19 protein-coding genes are annotated in these 20,504 nt (G+C 70.1%); 2 read left to right on the forward strand and 17 right to left on the reverse strand.

The genetic code is table 11. The annotated features are described in order from the left end of the window. Positions 1-2: 2 nt before the first annotated feature. The 6 genes from ABZU75_RS10660 to ABZU75_RS10685 all read right to left on the reverse strand — a co-directional run bounded on the left by ABZU75_RS10660 (position 3) and on the right by ABZU75_RS10685 (position 7,137). Positions 3-1,163 carry a mandelate racemase/muconate lactonizing enzyme family protein gene (locus ABZU75_RS10660; RefSeq protein WP_355551768.1) on the reverse strand — a complete coding sequence of 387 codons (1,161 nt, stop codon included), beginning with the start codon at positions 1,161-1,163 and terminating at the stop codon, positions 3-5. 7 nt (positions 1,164-1,170) lie between these two features. After that, positions 1,171-2,040 (reverse strand): carbohydrate ABC transporter permease, encoded by an 870-nt coding sequence (locus ABZU75_RS10665; protein WP_355551771.1) that lies wholly within the window; start codon positions 2,038-2,040, stop codon positions 1,171-1,173. After that, a complete protein-coding gene (locus ABZU75_RS10670; protein WP_355551774.1) occupies positions 2,034-2,990 on the reverse strand; it encodes a sugar ABC transporter permease in 957 nt (318 codons plus the stop codon). Before ABZU75_RS10670 ends, ABZU75_RS10665 begins: the two co-directional genes overlap by 7 nt. Then, entirely contained in the window at positions 2,987-4,345 is a 1,359-nt protein-coding gene (locus tag ABZU75_RS10675; protein ID WP_355551777.1) for a sugar ABC transporter substrate-binding protein, read from the reverse strand. Before ABZU75_RS10675 ends, ABZU75_RS10670 begins: the two co-directional genes overlap by 4 nt. 59 nt (positions 4,346-4,404) lie before the next feature. Next, on the reverse strand, positions 4,405-5,535 hold the full coding sequence (locus ABZU75_RS10680) for an alcohol dehydrogenase catalytic domain-containing protein (protein WP_355551780.1): 1,131 nt from the start codon (positions 5,533-5,535) through the stop codon (positions 4,405-4,407). A gap of 288 nt (positions 5,536-5,823) precedes the next feature. Beyond that, positions 5,824-7,137 (reverse strand): YncE family protein, encoded by a 1,314-nt coding sequence (locus ABZU75_RS10685; protein ID WP_355551783.1) that lies wholly within the window; start codon positions 7,135-7,137, stop codon positions 5,824-5,826. Positions 7,138-7,541: 404 nt separating this feature from the next. Between ABZU75_RS10685 and ABZU75_RS10690 the strand changes: the two genes are divergently transcribed. Further along, positions 7,542-8,147, forward strand: coding sequence for a hypothetical protein (locus tag ABZU75_RS10690; RefSeq protein WP_355551786.1), 606 nt, complete (start codon positions 7,542-7,544; stop codon positions 8,145-8,147). A 179-nt stretch (positions 8,148-8,326) separates the two neighbouring features. On the opposite strand, the gene ABZU75_RS10695 is transcribed toward ABZU75_RS10690, so the two are convergent. After that, on the reverse strand, positions 8,327-9,331 hold the full coding sequence (locus ABZU75_RS10695) for a GlxA family transcriptional regulator (RefSeq protein ID WP_355551789.1): 1,005 nt from the start codon (positions 9,329-9,331) through the stop codon (positions 8,327-8,329). 98 nt (positions 9,332-9,429) lie between these two features. On the opposite strand from ABZU75_RS10695, the gene ABZU75_RS10700 reads away from it, so the two are divergent. Beyond that, entirely contained in the window at positions 9,430-9,834 is a 405-nt protein-coding gene (locus tag ABZU75_RS10700; RefSeq protein WP_355551791.1) for a hypothetical protein, read from the forward strand. A gap of 89 nt (positions 9,835-9,923) precedes the next feature. On the opposite strand, the gene ABZU75_RS10705 is transcribed toward ABZU75_RS10700, so the two are convergent. The 10 genes from ABZU75_RS10705 to ABZU75_RS10750 form a co-directional block, all read right to left on the reverse strand. Beyond that, positions 9,924-10,862, reverse strand: a complete 939-nt coding sequence (locus tag ABZU75_RS10705; RefSeq protein ID WP_350964437.1) for a MurR/RpiR family transcriptional regulator — start codon at positions 10,860-10,862, stop codon at positions 9,924-9,926. Positions 10,863-11,053: 191 nt separating this feature from the next. Continuing rightward, positions 11,054-12,379 (reverse strand): ArgE/DapE family deacylase, encoded by a 1,326-nt coding sequence (locus ABZU75_RS10710; RefSeq protein WP_355551795.1) that lies wholly within the window; start codon positions 12,377-12,379, stop codon positions 11,054-11,056. Next, positions 12,376-13,374 carry a branched-chain amino acid ABC transporter permease gene (locus ABZU75_RS10715; RefSeq protein ID WP_350927610.1) on the reverse strand — a complete coding sequence of 333 codons (999 nt, stop codon included), beginning with the start codon at positions 13,372-13,374 and terminating at the stop codon, positions 12,376-12,378. The genes ABZU75_RS10710 and ABZU75_RS10715 overlap by 4 nt, the downstream gene beginning before the upstream one ends. Positions 13,375-13,379: 5 nt before the next feature. Next, positions 13,380-14,255 (reverse strand): branched-chain amino acid ABC transporter permease, encoded by an 876-nt coding sequence (locus ABZU75_RS10720; RefSeq protein ID WP_350927510.1) that lies wholly within the window; start codon positions 14,253-14,255, stop codon positions 13,380-13,382. Further along, complete coding sequence (locus ABZU75_RS10725) at positions 14,242-14,973, reverse strand: ABC transporter ATP-binding protein (RefSeq protein ID WP_350927512.1); 732 nt, start codon at positions 14,971-14,973, stop codon at positions 14,242-14,244. Before ABZU75_RS10725 ends, ABZU75_RS10720 begins: the two co-directional genes overlap by 14 nt. Beyond that, a complete protein-coding gene (locus tag ABZU75_RS10730) occupies positions 14,970-15,716 on the reverse strand; it encodes an ABC transporter ATP-binding protein (RefSeq protein WP_355551800.1) in 747 nt (248 codons plus the stop codon). Before ABZU75_RS10730 ends, ABZU75_RS10725 begins: the two co-directional genes overlap by 4 nt. Beyond that, positions 15,713-16,528 (reverse strand): SDR family oxidoreductase, encoded by an 816-nt coding sequence (locus ABZU75_RS10735; RefSeq protein WP_355551803.1) that lies wholly within the window; start codon positions 16,526-16,528, stop codon positions 15,713-15,715. Before ABZU75_RS10735 ends, ABZU75_RS10730 begins: the two co-directional genes overlap by 4 nt. 87 nt (positions 16,529-16,615) lie before the next feature. Beyond that, a complete protein-coding gene (locus ABZU75_RS10740; protein ID WP_355551806.1) occupies positions 16,616-18,205 on the reverse strand; it encodes a gamma-glutamyltransferase in 1,590 nt (529 codons plus the stop codon). A 28-nt stretch (positions 18,206-18,233) separates the two neighbouring features. Then, positions 18,234-19,079 carry a polysaccharide deacetylase gene (locus ABZU75_RS10745; protein WP_350964448.1) on the reverse strand — a complete coding sequence of 282 codons (846 nt, stop codon included), beginning with the start codon at positions 19,077-19,079 and terminating at the stop codon, positions 18,234-18,236. Further along, the gene (locus ABZU75_RS10750; RefSeq protein ID WP_355551810.1) at positions 19,076-20,389 is read right to left on the reverse strand and encodes an ABC transporter substrate-binding protein; all 1,314 of its coding nucleotides are present in this window, start codon (positions 20,387-20,389) and stop codon (positions 19,076-19,078) included. Before ABZU75_RS10750 ends, ABZU75_RS10745 begins: the two co-directional genes overlap by 4 nt. Between the last annotated feature and the right edge of the window lie 115 nt (positions 20,390-20,504).

Consider the following 20,504-nt stretch of genomic DNA (forward strand, 5'->3'; position numbering starts at 1 on the left):
CCTCAAACCCGTTGGACGGTCAGCGGCTCGATCGCCGCGTGGTCCAGCTCTACACCGAGACCGGGGCGGTCCGGAACGGCTACAACCCCGTTGGAATCGGGCAGCAGTGGTTCGGTGAGCATGACGTGGAAAACCTCCGGAACGATCACCGGAGGATCGTAGGGGTATTCCAGCCAGTCGCAGTTGGGCAGTGAGGCGCAGAGCTGCAGGTTGCCCGCCACCCCGAGTCCGGTGGCCCAGGCGTGCGGGACGACCCGGCGGTGCCTGGCCGCGGCCATCGCGCCGAAGTCGCGCAGCGCCGCGATGTCCTCGCTCTCGTTGGCATCCGGCTGGTAGATGCTGAAGCAGTCATCCTCCAGCAGCCGGACGAGCTGGCCGATGCCCCGGTTGTGCTCGCCGCCGGCGATCGGGATCGGCGAGGCCGCGGTGAGCTCGCACAGCGCGCGGTAGTCGTGGCGGGGGAGTGGCTCCTCCAGCCAGGCGACGCCGAGATCGGCCAGTTCCCTGGCGGTGGTCAGGGCCCGGTCGAAATCCCACATCATGCGGCTGCCGTCGGGCCGGTAGCGCCAGCGCGCCGCCGCCTGGTTGGCGTCCACCATGATGGCGATCTCCGGGCCCACGGCCTCGCGGACCGCGGCCACCTGGGCGATGTCCTCGGCGATCGTGTCGGCGTGGACGCGCAGTTTCACCCCGGTGAAGCCCTCGGACACCACGCGCAGCGCGTCCTCGGCCCGCTGCTCGGGGGCGCGGACCTCGCCGAAGCTGGCGTAGGCGCGGACCTGGCCGGCATGCCCGCCCCAGAGCTGGTACAGCGGGCGCCCGCAGGCCTTGCCGACGGCGTCCCAGACGGCCACGCTCACCACCCACGGGCGCGGGAAGACGTACTCGGCCACGTAGCGCAGGTGGTTGGCGATGTGGCCGGTGGCGAACAGGTCCATCCCGACCAGCCGGGGGCGGATCCATCCCCTGATGGTCTCCAGCAGCAACGGGCCGGTGGCGTGGCCCATGTCGCCGCCCGCCACGCCGACCACGCCCTCGTCGGTCTCGACCTCGACGATCACGGCGGACATGCTGTGGTGGGCGCCCTCGGGGGCCCACGACGGGGCGAAGGGGCGTGGATAGGGCAGTTCAATGAGGCGTGCCCGGACATCTCTGATCCTCATTGCCGCCTCATCCCTTGGTCGCGCCGTCGGCGAGACCCTTGATCAGATACTTCTGCACGGCCAGTGCGAAGATCACCACAGGCAGCACGGTGAGCGTGCCCACGGCGGCCAGCGGGCCCCAGAGCCCGCCCTTCTCGGTGTCGGCCGCGATCCCGGCGATGGCCACCGGGATGGTGACGGCCTTGTCGTTGGTGAGGATCAGGGCGAACAGCAGCTCCTCCCAGGCCAGGATGATGCAGAAGATCAACGTGGAGACCATGCCGGTGAGGCTGCACGGCACGATGATCCGGAAGAACGCCCCGATCCGGGAGCAGCCGTCGATCATCGCGGCTTCCTCCAGCTCCTTGGGCAGGCTCTTGAAGAACGCGCGCATCAGCCAGACGACGTACGGAACCAGGAAGGTCACGTAGGCGAGGATCACGGTGATGTACTGGTCGGTCAGCCCCAGCTTGCGGGCCACCAGGAACATCGGCACGACCAGTGCGATCGGTGGTACCGCGCGCGAGGCCAGGATGAGGCCGCCCATGACACCCGCGCCGCGCATCCTCATCCTGGACAGCGCGTAGCCGGCCATCGAGCCGGCGACCATCGAGATGATCGCCGCCCCCGTCGCCACGATGATCGTGTTGATCATGCGGGGCAGGATGCGGGCCTGATGGAAGTAGCTGACGTAGTTGTCGAAGGTGATCTCGCTGATCCACTTCGGCGGGATGGTGAAGATGTCCTTGGGCAGCTTGAACGAGATGCTGATCATGAAGATCACGGGATACAGGAAGGCCAGCGTGACCAGGATCGCGGCAGTGATCGTCGCGATCCGTCCCAGGCGGGCCCGGCCGGTCTTCCGGCTCCCGAAGGCGGGGGCGGCGGTGCTCACCATCGGTTCTCCAGACGACGGCTGATGCTGAACAGGAAGTAGGTGAGAACGATCGTGATGATCAGCACTATCGTCGCCATCGAGGAGGCTGAGCCGAACTCCAGGCTGCGGAAGCCCTTCTCGTAGATGTAGAGGTTCACCACGTTGGTGGCGTTGCCCGGGCCCCCCTTGGTCGCGGCGAGCGCGATGTCGAACATCTTCACCGCACCGAGCCACCGGACCACGAAGGCCGCGGCCATCACCGGTACTAGCAGCGGCAGCGTGATATGCCACAACGTCTGCCAGCGGCCGGCGCCGTCGGACTTGGCCGCCTCGTACACGTCACCCGGCAGGGCCATGATCCCGGCCGCGGCGATGAGGACCACGAACGGCGTCCACCGCCAGGTGTCGATCAGGATCATGCTCACCATGGCGAGGGTCGGGTCGCCGATCCACTCCACCGGGCCGATGCCGACCAGGCCGAGCGTGTAGTTGACCACGCCCCAGAGCGGGTCGAGCAGCATCCGCCAGACACCGCCGGCCACGACCGGGGCGACCACCATGGGGATGAGGAACAGCGCGCGCAGCACGCCGCGGCCCCGCCACTCCACGTTGAGCAGGAAGGCGATGGCGAACCCGAGGATCATCTGCAGCGGCAGCGCGATCACCAGGTAGATCCCGGTGACCTTGAGCGACTCCAGGAAGCCCGGGTCCTTCAGGACCATCTCGTAGTTCTTCCAGCCCACCCAGCCGACGGGTTCGAAGAGCGCCAGGTCGAAGTCGGAGAAGCTCACCCAGAGCGTGTAGAAGATCGGATAGAGCAGCATGCCCGCCAGCAGGACGAGCGCCGGGGTCATGAACAACCACGCGGTACCCGGCTCGCCGAGCCGGAACCGCTGGGCGGTCTTGGGACCGGCCCCCCGGGCAGGGGCCTGGCCGGCCCCTGCCCGGTGTGTGCGGGTGGAGACACTCACTGCGGGTAACCCTTGGACTTCAGCAGCTCGGTGATCTCCTTGGCCGCCTCGTCGATCGCCTGCTCGGCGGTCGCCTGACCGGACATCGCCCGGCTCGTCTGCAGGGCGAGGATCTGCTGGACCGCGTCGGCCTCGGGGAGCCGCGGCCGCCACATCTTGTTCTTCTCCACCGCGGCGTAACCGGCCTTCAGCGCCTCATAGACCGGGGCGGCCCACTCGGCCGGCGGAGTGCCGTTCAGCGTGGAGTTGCGCGCCGGGAACGTTCCGAACGCGCTGCCGGTGAACTGCTCGCCCTCCTTGGAGGTGACCCACTGCAGCCACGTCCACGCGGCGGCCGGGTGCTGCGTCTTCTTGGCGATGCCCGCCGACCAGATGCCGCGGTGCGCGCCCGGACCGGCCGAACCCGCCGGGAGGGTGGTGAGGCCGACCTCCTCCGGCTTCAGCGTGGTGGACGCCTCGTCCACGGCCGTGCCCTTGTAGACGCTGCCCCACATGAACATGGTGGCGGTCCGGCCCTGGCGGAAGGCCTCGAGCGGCTCGTTGAACTGGTAGGTGCTCGCTCCCGGCGGGGCGTACTTCAGCAGGTCGACGTGGGTCTGCAGGGCCTTCACCCCGGTCTCGTTGTTGAACGCGACCTTGAGGTCGTCGTCCAGCAGCGCCACGCCGTCGGAGTTCAGGACGGTCTGCCAGACGGTCGGGGTGAGCGGGTCCTTGGTGAAGTAGGTACCGGCCGCCCAGGCGTCGACCTTGCCGTCGCCGTCGGTGTCCTGGACCAGCTTCTTGGCGTCGGCGAAGTACTGCTCCCACGTCGTCTCCGCCGTGGGCTCCTGGACACCGGCCTTCTTGTACAGCTTCTTGTTGTAGAACATCAGCAGCAGGTTGGAGCGGACCGGGACGGCGTACTGCTTGCCGTCCCACTGACCCGCGGCGAGCGGGGTGGGGTTGAAGTCGGCCCAGTCGTAGCCCGGGTCGGTCCACTTGCTCACGTCGGCCTTGAGGTCCATCAGGCCGCCGGTCTTGGCCAGCTGCGGGATCCACGAGTCGTCGCCGAGCACCACGTCGTAGGTCGGGGTGGGCCCGGTCAGCTCCAGCATGGTCTTGGGGAGCTGGTCGTTGTACGGCACGCCGTCCACCGTGACCTTGATGTTCGGGTACTTCTTGTTGAACTCGGGGACCAGCTGGTCCTGCCACTGCTTGGCGAAGGCGTCGTTGGCGATGACCCTGATGGACACGGGGCTCTCCGCCGTGCCGAGTCCGCCGCCGTCGGCGGAGACCTCGGACGCCGTCGAGCCGCACGCTGTGATGGTCAGGCCGAGCGCGGCTGCTGCTGCGGTCAACCGGAGGGAACGGCGCATGGCCGGTCCTCCTCTCGGGGGTTGTACGGGGTGGGGAAAGGGGTGGTGCGGAGAAGAAATCAGCGGGTGGGGTCGATCGCGAGCTTGACGATGTCCCGGCCGTCGAGGGGGGAGCCGTCGCCGAGGGCGGCAAGGGCCTCGCCCACCCGTTCCAGTGGCACCCGGTGGCTGACCACACGGTCGTACGGCCGGCCACCGCGTTCCAGGATGAGCAGCGCCTGACGGTAGTGGCGCAGCATGTCGGGGCCCGCGCCGTAGACGCCGGCGATGGTGATGTCCCGTTTCAGCAGGTCGCTGAAGGGATTGAAGGGGACCGTCCCCCGATCGGTGAAGTTGCCCAGCTCGGCGAGCACGCCACCGTCGGTTACCAGGCCGATGGCCTCCATGAAGGCGGCCGGCGAGCCGCTGGCGCCTATCACGCAGTCGGCTCCGGGCGCGCCGAGCGCGTCGAACACCGCATCGCGGCGTTCGGTCACGCCGGTCAGCTCCTGGATGCTCACCGTCGCGTCCGCCCCGAGCGCCGCCGCCAGTTCCAGCCGCGCGGCCGGGGCACCCACCGCGACGACCCGGTGCGCTCCCGCCACGCGGGCCGCGACCACGGCCATCAGCCCGATCGCGCCCACTCCCTGGACGACCACGGTGGAGCCGACGCCGACCGAGCCCCGGGCGATCCCGTGCAGTGCCACCGACATCGGCTCCTGCAGGACCGCCACCTCGGCGGGCAGGGACGTCCGGTAGAACACCGTGCCCGCGTTGGCGGCGTGCAGGTAGTCGGCGTATCCGCCCGTCAGATGCGGTGGAGCCGTCACCGGTGAGGTGAACCCGTAGGACGGGCGCCGGTCAGGACAGTTGGCGGGACGGTGCCGCACCTGGCACTGGTAGCAGCGCCCGCAGCTCAGCGCGGGGAAGACGCCGACACGATCGCCCACGGCCACGGGCTGCCCGCTGTGATCGGCGCTCACTCCCTCGCCGAGAGCGGCCAGGGTGCCGACGATCTCGTGCCCCAGCAGGGCGGGAAAGGTGATCCTGTCGAGGCGTCCCTGGTAGATGTGCGCGTCGGTGCCGCAGACGCCGCACAGTTCCAGCTTGACGACGAACTCACCCGGGCCGGGGTCGGGGACGGGGTAGGAGCGGACCTCCACCGCCCCTGCGGCGTCCATGACGACTGCTGCTCGCGCCGCTGCCCTCATCCATCCCCTCCATATTCTGGATTCTATAGAATATGGAGGGAACCATAGGAGGCTCCCGCAAGAGGGGTCAATAGCCTGATTGCATCTGTTACCGGGACGTTTCATGCTTTGGTCGCCCAGGTGTCCGGTTTGCCGCTGGTCCGCCCCCGGTAGGGCACCCCTCGCCACCCGCGCCGGAGCGGTGGCGTCTCCGCACGCCGCCTTAGGTGTCAGCCGCCGCCGATGCGGATGCCGCTGTCATCGGGCGCACCCGTGTCATCTGGGGCTCCGGTGGGCCGTGGTCGGACCTCAGCGGAAGACCCCCGTGTGGCCGAGTGAGTAGCGTCCGGGCTGGGGGTAGATGGCCAGGCCGTGCGGGCCGGCGTCGACGGCGATCTTGCGGATGAGGCTGCCGTTCTCGGTGTCGAACACGTAGACCACCCCGTCATAGCGTCCGGACAGCCACAGGCGGCGGCCGTCGGCCGACACGCCGCCCATGTCCGGTGAACCGCCACCGGGGATGTGCCAGGTGTCGATCGGCTGGCGAAGGGCGAAGGAGACGACCGAGACCGATCCGGCGCCCCGGTTGGAGACGTACAGCACCTCCGAGTCCCGGCTGACGTAGAGCCCGTGAGCGCCCGCGCCGGTTTTGACGAAACCCGTGACCCGGAACTCCCCGGCGTCGACGAGCCACACGCCGTCCTTGGCCATGTCGGCGACGTAGAAGGTGGTGCCGTCCGGGGAGAGCTTCACGTCCTGCGGCATGTTGGGGTACGGCATGTGTCCGTGCCGCATGGCGTCGTGCGCCATGTCGTGTTCCAGTTCGTACGACGCGTTGTCACCCTGCGGGGCTGTGCGCCGGATGCCCTTGCGGCGCGTGGTGCCGTCCGCCAGGTCGATGACGGCGCGGACCTTACGGGCGGCTGTGTCGATGACCACCAGCTGGCCGGAGAACTCGCAGCTGCCGAGGAGGAGGGTCCCGTCGGCGGTGAAGTCCGCGTGGTTGATCCCCCGGCAGGGCATGTGCAGCGAGTGCCGGAGCCGCATGGTGCGCGGGTTGAGGAAGTCGAGCCGGTTCTCCCGCTCGGCCATCACCAGGGCGGTGCGGCCGTCCGGGGTGAAGTACAGGTTGTAGGGGTCGTCGACGAACACCGGCTTGCCGACCTTGCCGGTCATGGGGTTGATCGGTGTCAGGGAGTTGCCGTCGTTGTTGTTGACCCAGAGCGTCTTCAGGTCCCACGAGGGGACGACGTGCTGCGGCCGCCCGTCCACCCTGAAGGTGCGGAGCACCCGGTAGGTACGCGGGTCGATCACGCTGACGGTGTTGCTCTCGCTGTTGGGCACGTAGACCCGCTCGGGGAACCTCGCCACGACCGGACTGAGCATGCCGGGCCGGTCGTGGGCGTAGACGTCCACCGGATCGGCCGATCCGGTGGCCGGGGCGCTCGCCGCACCGCCCGGCGATGTGGCGGTCGGCGTCCCACCGGCGGCCCCGGCGTGGTGAAGCGGGCCCGGCGCCGACGCCGGTCGCTCGCCCGCACAGGCGGACAGGACGCACGCCGCCAGCCCGATCAGGGGGGTGATCACACCGGGCCTTCGCCGCTCACTTCTCAGCCGCCGCATGACCCACCCCTTCGGTCCGACGCCGACTTTTGTCGACTATGGAAACGTTAGGAGCGGGTAGGTCGGCAGACGTTCAACCCGTGGTTAGCGTGGTGCTCGCTTTTTCCCGCAACTCGCCCTGGTGGCGGCGTTTCTCGTGCGGTGACACCGTCGGAGTGCGGCCGGTCTCCCGATTCCACCGAAGCTTACGTGAATTGAGTACACGATTATTTCTTCTTGTATTGATGATCGAGTCGGCGGCGGCGGAGTATGGTCACGGCAAATCAGGGTGATTAACGCCCTGTCGCATAAGGATGGTGGCTGGTGATATAGGCGTTTGGGGGAGATGTGTATAACTCGACAGATTGCGTACCGTGACGTAACGTCCGAATGTCGTGAAAGCCCGCAAGGCAAAGGGGGAATGCATGAAGTACGAATGGGTGCAAAATGAGGCGTACGGTCAGGGCGTGTACACGTCGGCGGCGGCCAGGCTCCGCATGGGCGGGGGAGTCACGCCCGGCCAGAACATTGCAACGTTCCATTTCACCCGACGCGAAAAAAATCCGACCCTGTGTTCGCCGGATGTATTCCCCGACCTGGTGCTCACCGCGACCAGCACGGGCGTTGGGGTGATGGTGGAGTACGGCATTCATGGGAAGAAGGCCAGAGTCAACGACAGTCACTCAGAGTATCAGTTCTTTCATTTCAACGAGAGGCTCGTCGAACTCAAGAGGACGGAAGACTGGCCCAGGATATACGTTCTCGACTGGGTCTTCACTGAACGTCCGGCGTGTGGTGGAGCCTGGGCGGGCGCGAAACGTGTCCAGGCCGGGTGCGCCACCCTCATCGGACACTACGATGAGTACCAGCGAGAGCGCCGGTGGGATAGTGACGGTGGCGGCGACGAGCCTTTCGGCGAGTCCGCGGAGCATGAGATCACCGTCTACAGCATGTTCGGAAAGGACAGCGCCACCGCCGACATCCGTACCGCTCTCGCTGAATACAAGAGAACACTTAAAGAAAGAAAGTAATCGCGTCGCCCGAGCGCGGAGTGACCTCGGCTCGGGACTCCCTAAGCCTCCAGCACGGCCGCCTTGATTTCCTCGGGGTCGTCATTGCCGCCACCTCCGTGCTCCGCGGTGGCGTAGGCAGGCTCGTCTTCAAGGGCGCTGACATTGTCGGGTGAGGCCTGCCGCCGAGACAGGATCACTTACTGTGTCGAGGTTCTCCCGGCGACTTTCAGGTGATCCTGCCCTGTGGAGGTCGCCGTGGCGCGGTAGCGCGAAGGGGGGATTCCGTAGCGGTCGGCGAATGCCTGGCGCAGTGTCTCCGTGGTTCCGAAGCCGCAGCGGGCCGCCACCCTGGCCATCGGCAGGGAGGTGGAGACCAGCAGGTGCGCGGCGGCCTCGGTGCGGGCCTGGCGGACGAACCGGCCCGGGGTCCGCCCGAGGTGCCTGAGGAACAGGCGGGTCAGGTGCCGCTCGCTCACGCCCGCGCCGCTCGCCAGCGTGGCCGTGGTCAGGTCGGTGTCCAGGTGTCCCGTGATGTGCTCGACGACCTGCTTGACCAGGCCGTTCTCCGGAGATCCGACGGCGGTGAACATGCTCATCTGCGCCTGGTTGCCGGGGCGTTGTAGGTAGGTCACCAGGCTCCGCGCCACCCGCCGTGCCAGCTCGGCGCCGTGGTCCTCCTCGATGAGGGCGAGGGTGAGGTCCAGCGCGCTGGTGATGCCGGCGGAGGTGTAGGTGTCCCCGTCCCGGATGAAGATCGGGCCGGGATCGATGTCGACCTTCGGGTAGCGGGCGGCGATCTCGTGCGCAGACTGCCAGTGGGTGGTGGCGCGCCGGCCGTCGAGCAGGCCCGCGGCGGCCAGGATGTCGGCTCCGGTGCACACCGACGCGACGCGGCGGCTCTCGCGTGCCAGGCGGCGGACGTGAGCGACGATCAATCGGTTGCCGGCCGCGGCCTCGTGGCCCATGCCTCCCGACACGATGAGCGTGTCGAGCGGCCCGGTGACCCGTTCGAGGGCCTCCTGGGCCTGGAGCGTCAGGCCGGTGCCGCAGGTGATGGGACGGCCTCCGGGGGTGGCCAGGCGAAGGAGGTAGAAGGGATCGGCGCCGTGCCAGTTCGCGCTCTCCAGAGTCGTGGTCACGCAGGCGATGTCGAGCAACTCCGCCGCGTCGTATCCGATGACGGCGATCCGGCGTTCGATCACGGGGCGAGCGTATGTCAGAAAGGACAGGAATCCCAGGTTTCCGGACCTCTGCGACGGCCTTTCTTGGTACGCGGCCGGTACGGCGGCACGGTGGAGGCATGACTCAGACAGCACCCGTCACCCGCCGCCGGCGCAGGTTCGCCCGGCACTACGTCGAGATGGTCATCGCGATGTTCGCCGGCATGTTCGTCCTGGGAATGCTCCTGTCCGCCGTCGGGCTCGGCTTCTCCCACGAGCGGCAGCCCGAGCTCGCCTACCTGCTGATGGCGTTCGACATGTCCGTCGGCATGGCGATCTGGATGCGTTACCGGGGCCACGGCTGGGCGGCCACCCTGGAGATGTGCGCGGCCATGTTCGTCCCCGTCGTGCCACTCTTCCCGCTGCTCTGGCTGGGTCTCGTCGACGGCGGGGCCATGATGGCGCTCGCCCACGTGGCGATGTTCCCGCTGATGCTGGCCGCCATGCTCCGGCGCCGCGACGAGTACGCCGGCTGCGCGGCCTGACGACCGAGCCTCCGAGGGCATCGGGCGTGACCCGTACTCGTTGGCACACGGTGGCGGTCAACGCGTACGGGGCACCGTCGGGAGTGTCGTCAGGAGTGGGTTTCCGAGGTCGTCCGGGTCCCGCGGGGCGGCTCGGTGCCGGGGCCGGTCGGGGTGAGCGGCCCGTCGTCCTCGCGCAGCACGTCGTCGGCCATCTGGTCGTACTCGGCCACCCGGCTCCTGCCCGCCTCGCCGAGCTGCTCGACCACCGCGGCGACCAGCGTTTCGAGCAGCGCGACCGCCGGGGTCAGCGAGTCGAACGGGGAAGGCGAGCGGACCTGGGCGGGCAGCACGACATCCGCCACCGTGGCGGCGGGCGACAGCCACGGGTCGGTCAGCAGCACGATCTTCACATTGCGCGCCGCGGCGGCGCGGGCGAAGGCGATCGTCTCGCGCTGGTAGCGCCGGTAGTCGAAGAGCACCAGCACGTCGCGGCGGCCCATGTCGAGCAGGTGGGCGGCGTGGTCGGCGGTGGACCCGGCGATGTACGTCGCGTTGGGACGCAACTGGTGCAGGTGGGCGATGAGGTACTGGGCCAGGATGGTGCTGAACCGGCCACCGGCCGCCGAGATGCGGCGGCCGGGGTCGGCCAGCAGTTCCGCGGCCTTGACCAGCTCTCCCTCGGGAAGCTGGTCGAAGGTCATGGCGGTGGCGTCCAGCAGCACCCGGCGGGACCGGCTCAGCACCCTGCCGGTGTCCTCCTCGGCACTGCCGTACTGGGCCAGGGGAGAGGAGTAGCGCTGCTGGGTCTCGCGCTTGAGCGCCTGCTGCAACTCCGGGTAGCCCTCGAAGCCCAGCCGGTAGGCCAGCCGCAGCACGGTGGCCGGGCTGGTCTGGGCCTGGCTCGCGACGGTCGCCAGCGGCTCCAGACCGGCGGTCGGGTAGCCCGCGAGCAGGGTGCGGGCGACCCGCTGCTCCGCACGGGGCAGCTTGGGCAGCACGTCGCGGAGCTGGGCCGCGACGGTGCGCGGCTCAGGGGTGCCGAGCATGTTGCCTCCTCATGGACGACCGCCGGATCGTGCGGCGCGTCGCAAGGAAGGGATCATGCCACGAACCGTACGAAAAGAGAACGCCGTCCTCGGATCGAGCGCCGCCCGGCGGACGTCCACCGCTCACTCGCCGCTCGCGGCCCATCGCCCACCGCCCATCGGCGGTTCCCAGCCTCGCGGCCGTCCGGTGCTCACCGCTCGTCCGCGAGCCCGCACCAGTCGATCGCGGTCAGCGCGTAGGTCTTCGCCGACTGCACCAACTGGGCGATCTCCACGTACTCGTTCTCCGCGTGCGCGGTGTAGCCGACGCCCGGGCCGTACACCAGGCCGCCGATGCCCTTGCGGTCCATCCAGGTCAGGTCGCACACGCCCATGAAACCGGTCGTCAGCGGCGGCTGCCCGCCGGCCGCCGTGGTGTGCGCGCCGACCAGCGTCGCGCTCAGCGGGGCGTCGTCGGGCAGCGAGTACGGCGGCCAGAGCAGCTTCCACTCGAACACCGGCGGGTGCTCGCGCAGCCACGGGTCGGTGCGGCAGGCGTCCATGACCCGGGACTCGATCTCGGCCATGACCTCCTCGTTGGACCGGTCGGGGTGGTGGTAGACGCAGTACTCCACGACCAGTTCGTCGGCGAGGAAGAAGGGCACCAGGATGCCCGAGGGGTTGGCCCGCAGCACGCCGGGCAGCAGGTTGAAGTAGCCGGGCGGGAAGAGCGGGTGCCGGTTGTGCCGGGCCCAGTCGTCCTCCAGCGCGCGCAGCGCCTGGTAGACGACCCAGAACTTGTCGACGGTGTTGACGCCGAGCGCGTCGCCCTCCAGGGTCGGGTGCACGGTCATGCCCCGCAGCCCGGAGTGCGCGGTCTTGCCCTCCAGGGAGACGCTGAACCAGAGCAGGCCCGGCGTCACCGGCACCGACGCCGGCAGGGTGCCCGCCTGCCCGGACGGCTCGCAGACGATGGCCGCGTCCGCGCCGAACCCGGCCTCCAGCACCGCGGTGGTGCCCGCCTCGTGGTCGCCGACCTCCTCGCCGACGACGCCCTGCAGGACCAGGTCACCGGCCAGGCGCACGCCGGCCCCGCGCAGCGCGAGGGCCGCGTAGGCCGCGGCGACCAGGCCGCCCTTCATGTCCGTCGCGCCGCGCCCGATCACCGCGTCGTCGGTGACCTGGGCGCGGAACGGGTCGCCGCGCCACCGGTCGAGGCGGCCCGGCGGTACGACGTCGACGTGCCCGTTGAGCAGCAGCGACCGGCCGCCGCCGGCGCCGGACACGACGCCGCAGGCGTTGTCGCGGCCCCGCTCCACGGTGACCTTGGTGACCTCGGCCCCGGCCTCGGCGTACAGGTCGCCGAGCAGCGCGCTGACGTCGCCCTCCGCCCCGACGATCTTGTCGTACTCCTGGCCGGGGTAGCGCGGGTTCACGCTGGGGATGGCGATCGCGTCGGCCAGGCTGGAGACCATCCGCTCGGCGAGCAGGTCGACCTGCTCCAGCACCCGGCGGGTCACGTCGTGTTCGGTGGTCATACGGTCTCCTTCGAGGTGGTGGGAAGGGGCTCCGGAGCGGGGGTGCGAGGCCGCCGGAGCGAGGTGAGGACGGAGTTCGCGATGCCGGCCAGGCCCTTGGGGGCGATCCAGAGCACCACGAGGATCAGCATGGCGATCACCATGTCGCGCCAGGCCCCGGCGTCCTGCAGCACGTCGGAGACCAGGGTGACGACCACGGCGCCGACGATCGGCCCGTAGACGCTGCCGCTGCCGCCCAGGAAGATCATGCTGAGCAGCAGGGTCAGGTAGCCGAAGCCGAAGACGTCGGTGCTGACCACGCCGTTGAGGAAGGCGTTGAAGCTGCCGGCCACCCCGGCCACGGCCGCGCCGATCATGAAGACGATCAGGTGCTGGCGCACCCTGGAGACGCCCCGGCTGGTGGCCAGCGCCTCGTTGTCGCGCAGTGCCAGCAGCGACATGCCCAGGGTCGAGCGGGTCAGCATCCGTACCAGCACGGTGACCGCGAACAGCAGCGCGGCGCCGAGGAAGTAGTAGCCGATCCGGCCGTCGGCCCGCAGGTTGACGTCGCCCAGGCTGAGCCGGGGGATGCCGACGATGCCGTTGGATCCGCCGGTCAGGCCCGCCTGCCCGAGCACCAGGTAGATGCAGAGCTGGGAGAAGACGTACGTGGCCAGGCCCACGTAGATGCCGCGCAGCCGCAGCACCGGCAGGAACGCCACCAGCGAGGCCAGCAGGGCCGACAGCCCCGAGATCGGCAGGGCCAGCCACGGGTCGATGCCGGTGCGGGTGGCCAGGATGCCCGTGGTGTAGGCGCCGATGCCGAAGAACCCGATCTGGGCGAAGTTGAAGATGCCGGCGAAACCGAGGGTGAGGTTCCAGCTCATGGCGAGCACGCCGTACATCGTGAAGAGGATCAGCAGCAGCCGGGCGTGCGGGTCGGTGAAGACCAGTGGCAGGGCCACCAGGACTATCGCGTAGACCGGCCAGCCGGCCCAGGAGCGCAGGTTGGTCATGACGTTCACGCGCTCCTCACCCTGGTCCGCAGCAGTCCCTCGGGTTTGACCAGCATGATCACGATCATTGCGAGGAAGACCAGGACCGGGCTCCAGGAGAGCCCGAAGTAGTAGGTGGTGACGGCCTCGAGCAGGCCGATGGCGTACGCGCCGGCGATGGTGCCCGCCAGGCTGCCGGCTCCGCCGAAGGCGAGCACCACGAAGGCCCGCAGCAGCGGGTCGCCGCCCATGCCCGGGGAGATGAACTGCATGCTGCCGAGCAGCGCCCCGGCCACGGTGGCCAGGCCGATCGCGACCACGACAACGAAGACGTAGACCCGGCGCGGTGCGATGCCGAGCAGCTGGGCGTGCTCGCGGTTCTGTTCCAGCGCCCGTACGGTCAGCCCGATGCCGGTGCGTTTGAGGACCAGGGCCAGCAGGCCCACCAGCAGCGGGGCCAGCAGGATCGTGACGAGCTGGCTGCCCTGGGCGACCGCCCCGGCGACCTCGACGCGCGCGCCACCGAACGGCGGGAGCTGCTTGATCTCCGGCCCCCAGATCAGCTGGGCGCCGCTCTGCAGCAGCATCGTGGCCGCCAGCGTGGCGACCATCACCAGCATGTCGCCTCCTGGGCGCCGGATGAACGGGCTGACCAGCAGGAACTCGTAGGCCAACCCGATCAGCGCCATCGCCGCCACGGCGCCGAGCAGCGCGACCGCCACCGGCAGCCCGCCGGCGTCGAGCAGCGTCCAGGTCAGGTAGGCGCCGAACATCATCAGCGCGCCGTGCCCGAAGTTGAAGACCCGCAGCGTGGACCAGATCAGCGTCAGCCCCGCCGCCATGAGCATGTAGAGGCCGCCGAGGACGAGCGTGCTCGTCACGATGACACTAATGCCGTCCATCGGCGGTCCCTCCCAGGAAGAGCGACATCATCTCGTCGCGGCTGCGGCTGCCGTCCGACGCGCCGCTGTCCACCACGTCGCCGTGCAGGATGACGTGGTAGCGGTCGGTCAGGTCGAGCACCAGGTCCATGTCGCCGTCGATCAGGATGACCGACGAGACCTCGGCGCGGACCCGCACGATGCACTCGCTCAGCTCGTGCTTGACCTTCGGTGACAGGCCCAGCGTGGGCTCGTCGAGGATCAGCAGCGTGGGCCGGGCCATCAGGCCCATGCCGAGGCTGGCCATCTGGCGCTCCCCGCCGCTGAGCGTGCCGGTGAGTTGCCGGCGCCGTTCCTTGAGCTTGGGGAAGACCGAGAACACCTGGTCGATCCCGTCCCGCCAGGTCGAGGAGTGCCCGCTGGAGGACGCGGAGAGCCGCAGTGCCTCCTCCACGGTCAGTTGCGGGAACAGCCGCGAGCCCTGCGGCACGTGGATGAGCCCGCGCCTGACCAGGCTGCCGGGGGACTCGCCCCTGGTGTCCCGTCCGGCGAAGGCGATCGTGCCGGAGGCGGCCCGGTGCAGGTTGGAGACGCAGCGCAGCAGCGTGGTCTTGCCGTGGCCGTTCGGCCCCAGCAGCCCGATCGCCTCGTGCTGTCCGACGCGCAGCGAGATGCCGCGCAACACCTTCGCCTGGCCGTAGCCGGCGGTGAGGTTCTCCACGGTCAGCAGATCGCTCATCGCGCGGCCCCCGGTCCCAGGTAGGCTTCGACGACCCTCGGGTCGGACAGGACCTCGGCCGGCCGGCCGGTCACGATGATCCGGCCGCTGTCGAGGACCGCCATCCGGTCGGCGAGCGCCTCCAGCACCGACAGCACGTGCTCGATGATCACCATGGTGACGCCCGTGCCATGCACACCGGCCAGCAACCGGATCAGCGCGTCCTGGTCGGCCGGGTCGAGGCCGGCCGCGGGCTCGTCGAGCAGCAGTACCGAAGGGCCGCTGACCAGCGCGCCGGCGATCATCAGGCGTTTGCGGTCGATCAGCGAAAGCCCGTCGGCAGGGCGGTTCAGGTCGCCGCCGAGCTCCACCGCGTCCAGCGCCTCCCGGCACCGGGCGAGGTTCCAGCGCCCGGCCCTGCCCGCGCCGCCGTACGCCGATCCGATGCGGACGTTCTCCAGCACGCTCAGCGACTCGAAGACGGCCTCGGTCTGGAAGGTGCGCTTGAGGCCGGCCTTGGCGATCCAGCGCGGCGAGCGGTTCTGGATCTCGTGACCGTCGAAGATCACCTTTCCGGAGTCGGGCCGGACCGGGATACCGGTGAGCAGGTTGAACAGCGTGCTCTTGCCCGCGCCGTTGGGGCCGGCCAGGCCGAAGACCTCGTCGCGCGTCACCGACATCGAGACGCCGTCGACGGCCCTGAGGCTGCCGAACGACTTGCCGACCTCGTGCGCGGCGAGGATGACCTGCGAGTTCCCGTTCACGACGCGGCCTGCCCCGGCCCGCGCCAGTCGCCCTGGGCGAGGAAACCGCCGTCGACCGGGAGCAGCACGCCGTTGACGAACGAGGCGTCCGGGGCGACCAGGAACGCGACCGCCGCGGCGATCTCGTCCGGTGAGCACTGCCGCCCGGCCGGCTGGCGGGCCGCGGCCGCCTCGCGCTGCCGCAGGGACTCCGCGGCGGCCTCGGCGTCGAGCAGGCTCCGCGAGTCGCCCATGTCGTTGTCGACGTAGCCGGGCAGCACGGCGTTGACCCGGATTCCCCGCGGGCCGCCCTCGACGGCGAGCTGCCGGGTCAGGTTGGCGATGGCGCCCTTGGCCGCGGAGTAGGCGGGGAAGGCCGGCAGGCCGGTGACCCCGAAGATGGACGACAGGTTGACCATGGCGCCCGCCCCGCCCGCGGCCAGCAGCGGGAACGCCGCCCTGGCACACAGGAACGTCCCGGTGACGTTGACGTCCATGACCCTGCGCCACTCGGAGATCGGCACGCCGGTGACGCCGCCGCCGCTCTCCGCGATGCCGGCGTTGTTGACCAGGATGTCCAGGCCGCCGAACTCGTCCGTGACCCGCGCGAACAGCGCCTCGACGCTGCCCTCGTCGGACACGTCCGCCGCCTGGAACACGCATGCGGGGCCGTCCCCCGACAACTCCAGAGCGGTACGTGTCCCGCGTTCCACGTCGACGTCGGCGATCATGACCCGCGCCCCCTCCGCGCGCAGGCGGTGCGCGATGGCCGCGCCGATCCCGCCCGCCGCGCCTGTGACCAGGGCGCGTTGCCCGGTCAGAGTGCTCGCCATCGCGATATCTCCCTCAATCTGCTGGTACTCGTGGTGTTGGTCGGCCGTGGTGGGCCGCGACCGGGTGGCCGTCTCGGCCGGCCTGTCTCATCCGCAGGGCAGGCCCACCCCGTACGGCTTCATCCGGTCGACGCCGGGGGACCACGCTCCGCCACCGCGCCGCGCGATGCCGTTGGGCCGGGCGAAGTGCCAGGTGGTGGGCTCCTCGGTGACGACCTGGACGTCGAACCCGGCGGCGGAGAGGTCGGCTGAGGCCCCCGCGTCGCGCGTGTCCAGCCAGACGCGGTCGCCCTCGGCGTGGATCCTCGGCGCCGAGATCGCCTCCTGGAGGTCCGCGCCGTCACGCCAGCGGGCGGCGATCTGGGCGACGGCGGAGATGATCCGCCGCCCGCCCGAGGCGCCGAGCGTCGCCTCGGCGTCCCCTGGGCCGGTCAGCACGACGGGGCTGACCGCGCTGAGCCCGGCCGCGCCGGGAGCGACGCTGGTCACCCGGCCGGGGCGGGGGTCGAAGTACATCATCCCGTCGTTCAGCACGATGCCGGTCTCCGGTTCCACCATGCGGGAGCCGAACAGGTCGAGCACCGTCTGGGTGAGCGAGACCGTCATGCCCTCGTCGTCGACCGCCGACATGTGCGAGGTGCACCCCGCCCTGGCGGAGCCGCCGGGAGGCGCGGGAGGGCTGTTCCCGCCCGCGATCCAGCGGGCCACCATCTCGTCGGCGTACTCGGGGGAGGCCAGCCGGGCCCAGCTCGCCGGACCCTCCTGGGAGGTGGTGACCTCGCGCAGCCGGTCCTCGAAGGCGTGAGACAGCACCCGCGCCCACAGGCGAGCCCCCGGATCCAGCCCACGCCGCCGGGCGGCCTCGACCAGTTGCAGTGCCTCGATCACCGAGATCACCCCGGTGGCGTGCGGGCCGTACAGCCGCACCGGGCCGATCTCGACGGGCAGGACCTCGGACTCGTCGGCGACATACCCGGCGAAGTCCTTCTCCGACAGCAGGCCACCGGCCCCGGTGACGGCCGTCGCGATCGCGCGGGCGGCCCGGCCCAGGTAGAACGCGTCAGGGCCGCCGGCGCCGATCTCGCGGAGCACCCGGGCCAGCCGGGGTTGGACGAGCCTGTCGCCGGGGCCCTGGGACGGGCCGCGCAGCGGCAGGCCGTCGGGCAGGAAGAGTTCCGCGGAGGAGGGGAAGGCCCGCAGCGTCCGGGCCTCGGCGCAGATCGCCGAGGAGGCGAACCAGTTGGTCTCGTGCCCCGCCTCGGCCAGCTCGATCGCCGGGGCGAGCACCTGGGCCAGTGGCAGGCGGCCGAACCTGGCGTGCGCCCGGCACAACGCGGCGACCGCTCCGGGGACGCCCACCGACAGCGGGCCGACGATGTTCGCGTCGTCGCGCACGGCCGGCCAGTTGTACAGGCCGGTGCCGGTCGCGGACGCCGCCGGGGCGAACATCCGCGGGTGCGCCAGGCCCGGAGCCAGGATCGGGCCGCACACGACGGTCGCGGCCGGGGCGCCCGGCTCGCGCACCACCAGCCAGGCGCCGCCGCCGAGCCCGCTCATGTAGGGCTCGACCACTCCGGTGGCGAAGGCCGTGGCGACCGCCGCGTCCACGGCGCTGCCGCCGGCGCGCAGCATCGACGCCCCCGCGCGCGCCGCCCTCGGGTCGGGCGCGGTGACCATCCCGCCGGCTCCCCGGGGAGCGCCCGGCTCAGCCCTGCCAGGCATCGGCGATCTCGCTCAGCGTCGCGAACCAGACGTCGCCCGCCGCCAGCATCCGCTCGATCAACGCCTCCAGGACGAGCAGGTGGTGGGCTCGGCCGATGGTCTGCGGGTGCATGGTGAGCACGTAGACCGCGCCGGGCACCCGCTGGTGGGCGTAGTCGAAGATGGTGTTCCAGCGGTCTTCCATGTCGCGGTGGGAACCCAGCGGGGAGACCCCGGCGACGTACTCCACCGAGGGCCAGTCGTCGAGATACCACGACACGGGGATCTCCACGATCCGGCTCTCCGGGCCGAACTCGCTGGCCGACTCGTAGTTCACCGTGACCCGCCGGGGCCGGTACGGCTCGAACTCCCGGCCCATCAGCGAGCTGTCCCAGTCGAAGCCGAACTCCTCGAGCAGGCCCAGCGTGCTCTCGGAGAAGTCCCAGGCGGGCGAGCGGTAGCCGCGGGGGCGGCGCCCGACGACCTGCTCGTGCTGGCGCAGCGCGACCTCCATGAGCCGGCGCTCCTCGTCGGGCCCCAGGTCGGGCACGACCTCGTGGTAGCAGCCGTGCGCGGCGATCTCGTGTCCGGCCGCCAGGATCTGCTCGATGCGGTGCGGGAAGGTCACCAGGTCGTGGCCGGGGGTGGCCCAGGTCGCCGGCAGGTGGTTGCGGCCGAGCAGCTCCAGCAGCCGGGGCACCCCCTGCTCGGCGCCGAAGTCACCACGCGACAGGTAGGACGGCGAGGTGCGGCCCATGGTGCCCATCCAGGGGGAGTGGGCGTCGAAGTCAAAGGTCAGCGCCACGGCCATCCGCTTGCCCGGCGGCAGCGCGAGGGGAGCCGAGGTCACTTCTTCATCCACGGCGGGAGCTGGAAGGAACCCGACTTGTACTTCTCAGGGGCGATCAGCACCCGCTTCTCGTCCTGGAACTGGAAGGACTGCAGCGGCACGTAGTCGTCACCCTGCTTGGCCAGGTGTGTGGCCTGGTCGAACGCGATCCGGCCGGAGGCCCGCTCGCTGTCGCTCTTGCCGATGGCGGCACCGATCGCCAGCGCGTCGTCGGGGTCGCCGACCTCGCGCAGCGCATCGGCGTAGATCATGGTCTCCACGTACGTCATCACGCCCTGCGGGTCGACGTTGTCGGTCCCGTACGCGGCCTGCCAGTCCTTCTGCAACTGCGCGGCCGGCGGGTAGCTGGGCGAGGGCACCATGCCCGCGAGGTTGTTGAACAGCACGCCCTCGGCCTGCTGCTTGGTCAGCTCGAAGAACTGGGGCTGGTTGGGGCCGTACTGCATGAAGACCAGGGACTCGGTGGGCTTCTGCAGGAACTGCTGCAGGAAGCTGGCCTCGTTGGAGACCTGGTAGTCGGTGTTGACGATGAAGTCGGGGTCGGCCGAGCGGATCTTCCCGAGGACCGTGCCCCAGTCGTTGACCGTGCCGAACGGCACCTTCTCCTGGCCGGCGATGCTCCAGCCCTTGGCCTTGAAGTGCTTGACCAGGCCGTCGGCGATGTTCTCGCTGTAGGGATTGTCGGAGCGGACGATGAACGCCGACTTGTTGCGCGGCTTCCACAGCCCCTGCTCGGCCCAGGACTCCGCCAGGTCGACCGGCTCGGTGCCGTAGGCGTCGTAGTCGGGAGTGATCGACCAGACCGTGGGGTACTTCGCCGGGTCCTTCTCGATGATGGCCTGGGTCTGCGCGGTGTTGCCGCCGATGAGGTAGACCTTCTCCGCTGCGGCGAACTCGTCGATCTCGAAGTTGGACGTGGAGGCGTAGCCGGTGACGACCGCCTTCACCGACTCGTCGTCGGTCAAGGTCTGCACGCCCTTGGTCACCGCGTCGTTGGACTGGCTCTGCACGTCCACGACCTTGAGCTTGAACGTGTATCCGTTGACGCCACCGGCCTCGTTGAGCTGCTTGATGGCCAGCTCGGCCCCCTGCTTCATGCCCAGGCCGTCGGATGCCAGGCCCCCGGTCAGCGGGGCGAGCAGGCCGATCTGGATCTCCTTCGCGCCGGCCGCGCCGCCGGTCTCCGCGGCGGAGGTGTCGGGGGAGGTGGAGGAGGAGCACGCGGTGAGCGCCGCCAGGGCGCCGGTCACCGCGACGGCGGTGATCGCCCGGACGGGCGTCCGGGGACGGAGGAAGGGGGAACGGGCCACGGTGAAGCCTCTCTGCGTCTGTGGGACGAGGGGACGAGGGGACGAACGCATGCGGGACATGCCGGAGGGCGTCACATGCCTGCTTTGCAACGTTCTGTCACTGTCGACAATTGAA

Origin of the sequence: Streptosporangium sp. NPDC005286 (genome assembly GCF_040607515.1) — a bacterium.
Taxonomy (GTDB): domain Bacteria; phylum Actinomycetota; class Actinomycetes; order Streptosporangiales; family Streptosporangiaceae; genus Streptosporangium.

Bases quoted from the DNA above. Each gene is read 5' to 3' on its own strand.
- ABZU75_RS10715 (WP_350927610.1), bottom strand. From the start codon at position 13,374: ATGACCAACCTGCGCTCCTGGGCCGGCTGGCCGGTCTACGCGATAGTC.
- ABZU75_RS10725 (WP_350927512.1), bottom strand. From the start codon at position 14,973: ATGAGCGATCTGCTGACCGTGGAGAACCTCACCGCCGGCTACGGCCAG.
- ABZU75_RS10700 (WP_355551791.1), top strand. From the start codon at position 9,430: ATGACTCAGACAGCACCCGTCACCCGCCGCCGGCGCAGGTTCGCCCGG.
- ABZU75_RS10690 (WP_355551786.1), top strand. From the start codon at position 7,542: ATGAAGTACGAATGGGTGCAAAATGAGGCGTACGGTCAGGGCGTGTAC.
- ABZU75_RS10680 (WP_355551780.1), bottom strand. From the start codon at position 5,535: ATGAGGGCAGCGGCGCGAGCAGCAGTCGTCATGGACGCCGCAGGGGCG.
- ABZU75_RS10740 (WP_355551806.1), bottom strand. From the start codon at position 18,205: ATGGTCACCGCGCCCGACCCGAGGGCGGCGCGCGCGGGGGCGTCGATG.
- ABZU75_RS10720 (WP_350927510.1), bottom strand. From the start codon at position 14,255: ATGGACGGCATTAGTGTCATCGTGACGAGCACGCTCGTCCTCGGCGGC.
- ABZU75_RS10685 (WP_355551783.1), bottom strand. From the start codon at position 7,137: ATGCGGCGGCTGAGAAGTGAGCGGCGAAGGCCCGGTGTGATCACCCCC.
- ABZU75_RS10665 (WP_355551771.1), bottom strand. From the start codon at position 2,040: ATGGTGAGCACCGCCGCCCCCGCCTTCGGGAGCCGGAAGACCGGCCGG.
- ABZU75_RS10675 (WP_355551777.1), bottom strand. From the start codon at position 4,345: ATGCGCCGTTCCCTCCGGTTGACCGCAGCAGCAGCCGCGCTCGGCCTG.
- ABZU75_RS10735 (WP_355551803.1), bottom strand. From the start codon at position 16,528: ATGGCGAGCACTCTGACCGGGCAACGCGCCCTGGTCACAGGCGCGGCG.
- ABZU75_RS10710 (WP_355551795.1), bottom strand. From the start codon at position 12,379: ATGACCACCGAACACGACGTGACCCGCCGGGTGCTGGAGCAGGTCGAC.
- ABZU75_RS10705 (WP_350964437.1), bottom strand. From the start codon at position 10,862: ATGCTCGGCACCCCTGAGCCGCGCACCGTCGCGGCCCAGCTCCGCGAC.
- ABZU75_RS10660 (WP_355551768.1), bottom strand. From the start codon at position 1,163: ATGAGGATCAGAGATGTCCGGGCACGCCTCATTGAACTGCCCTATCCA.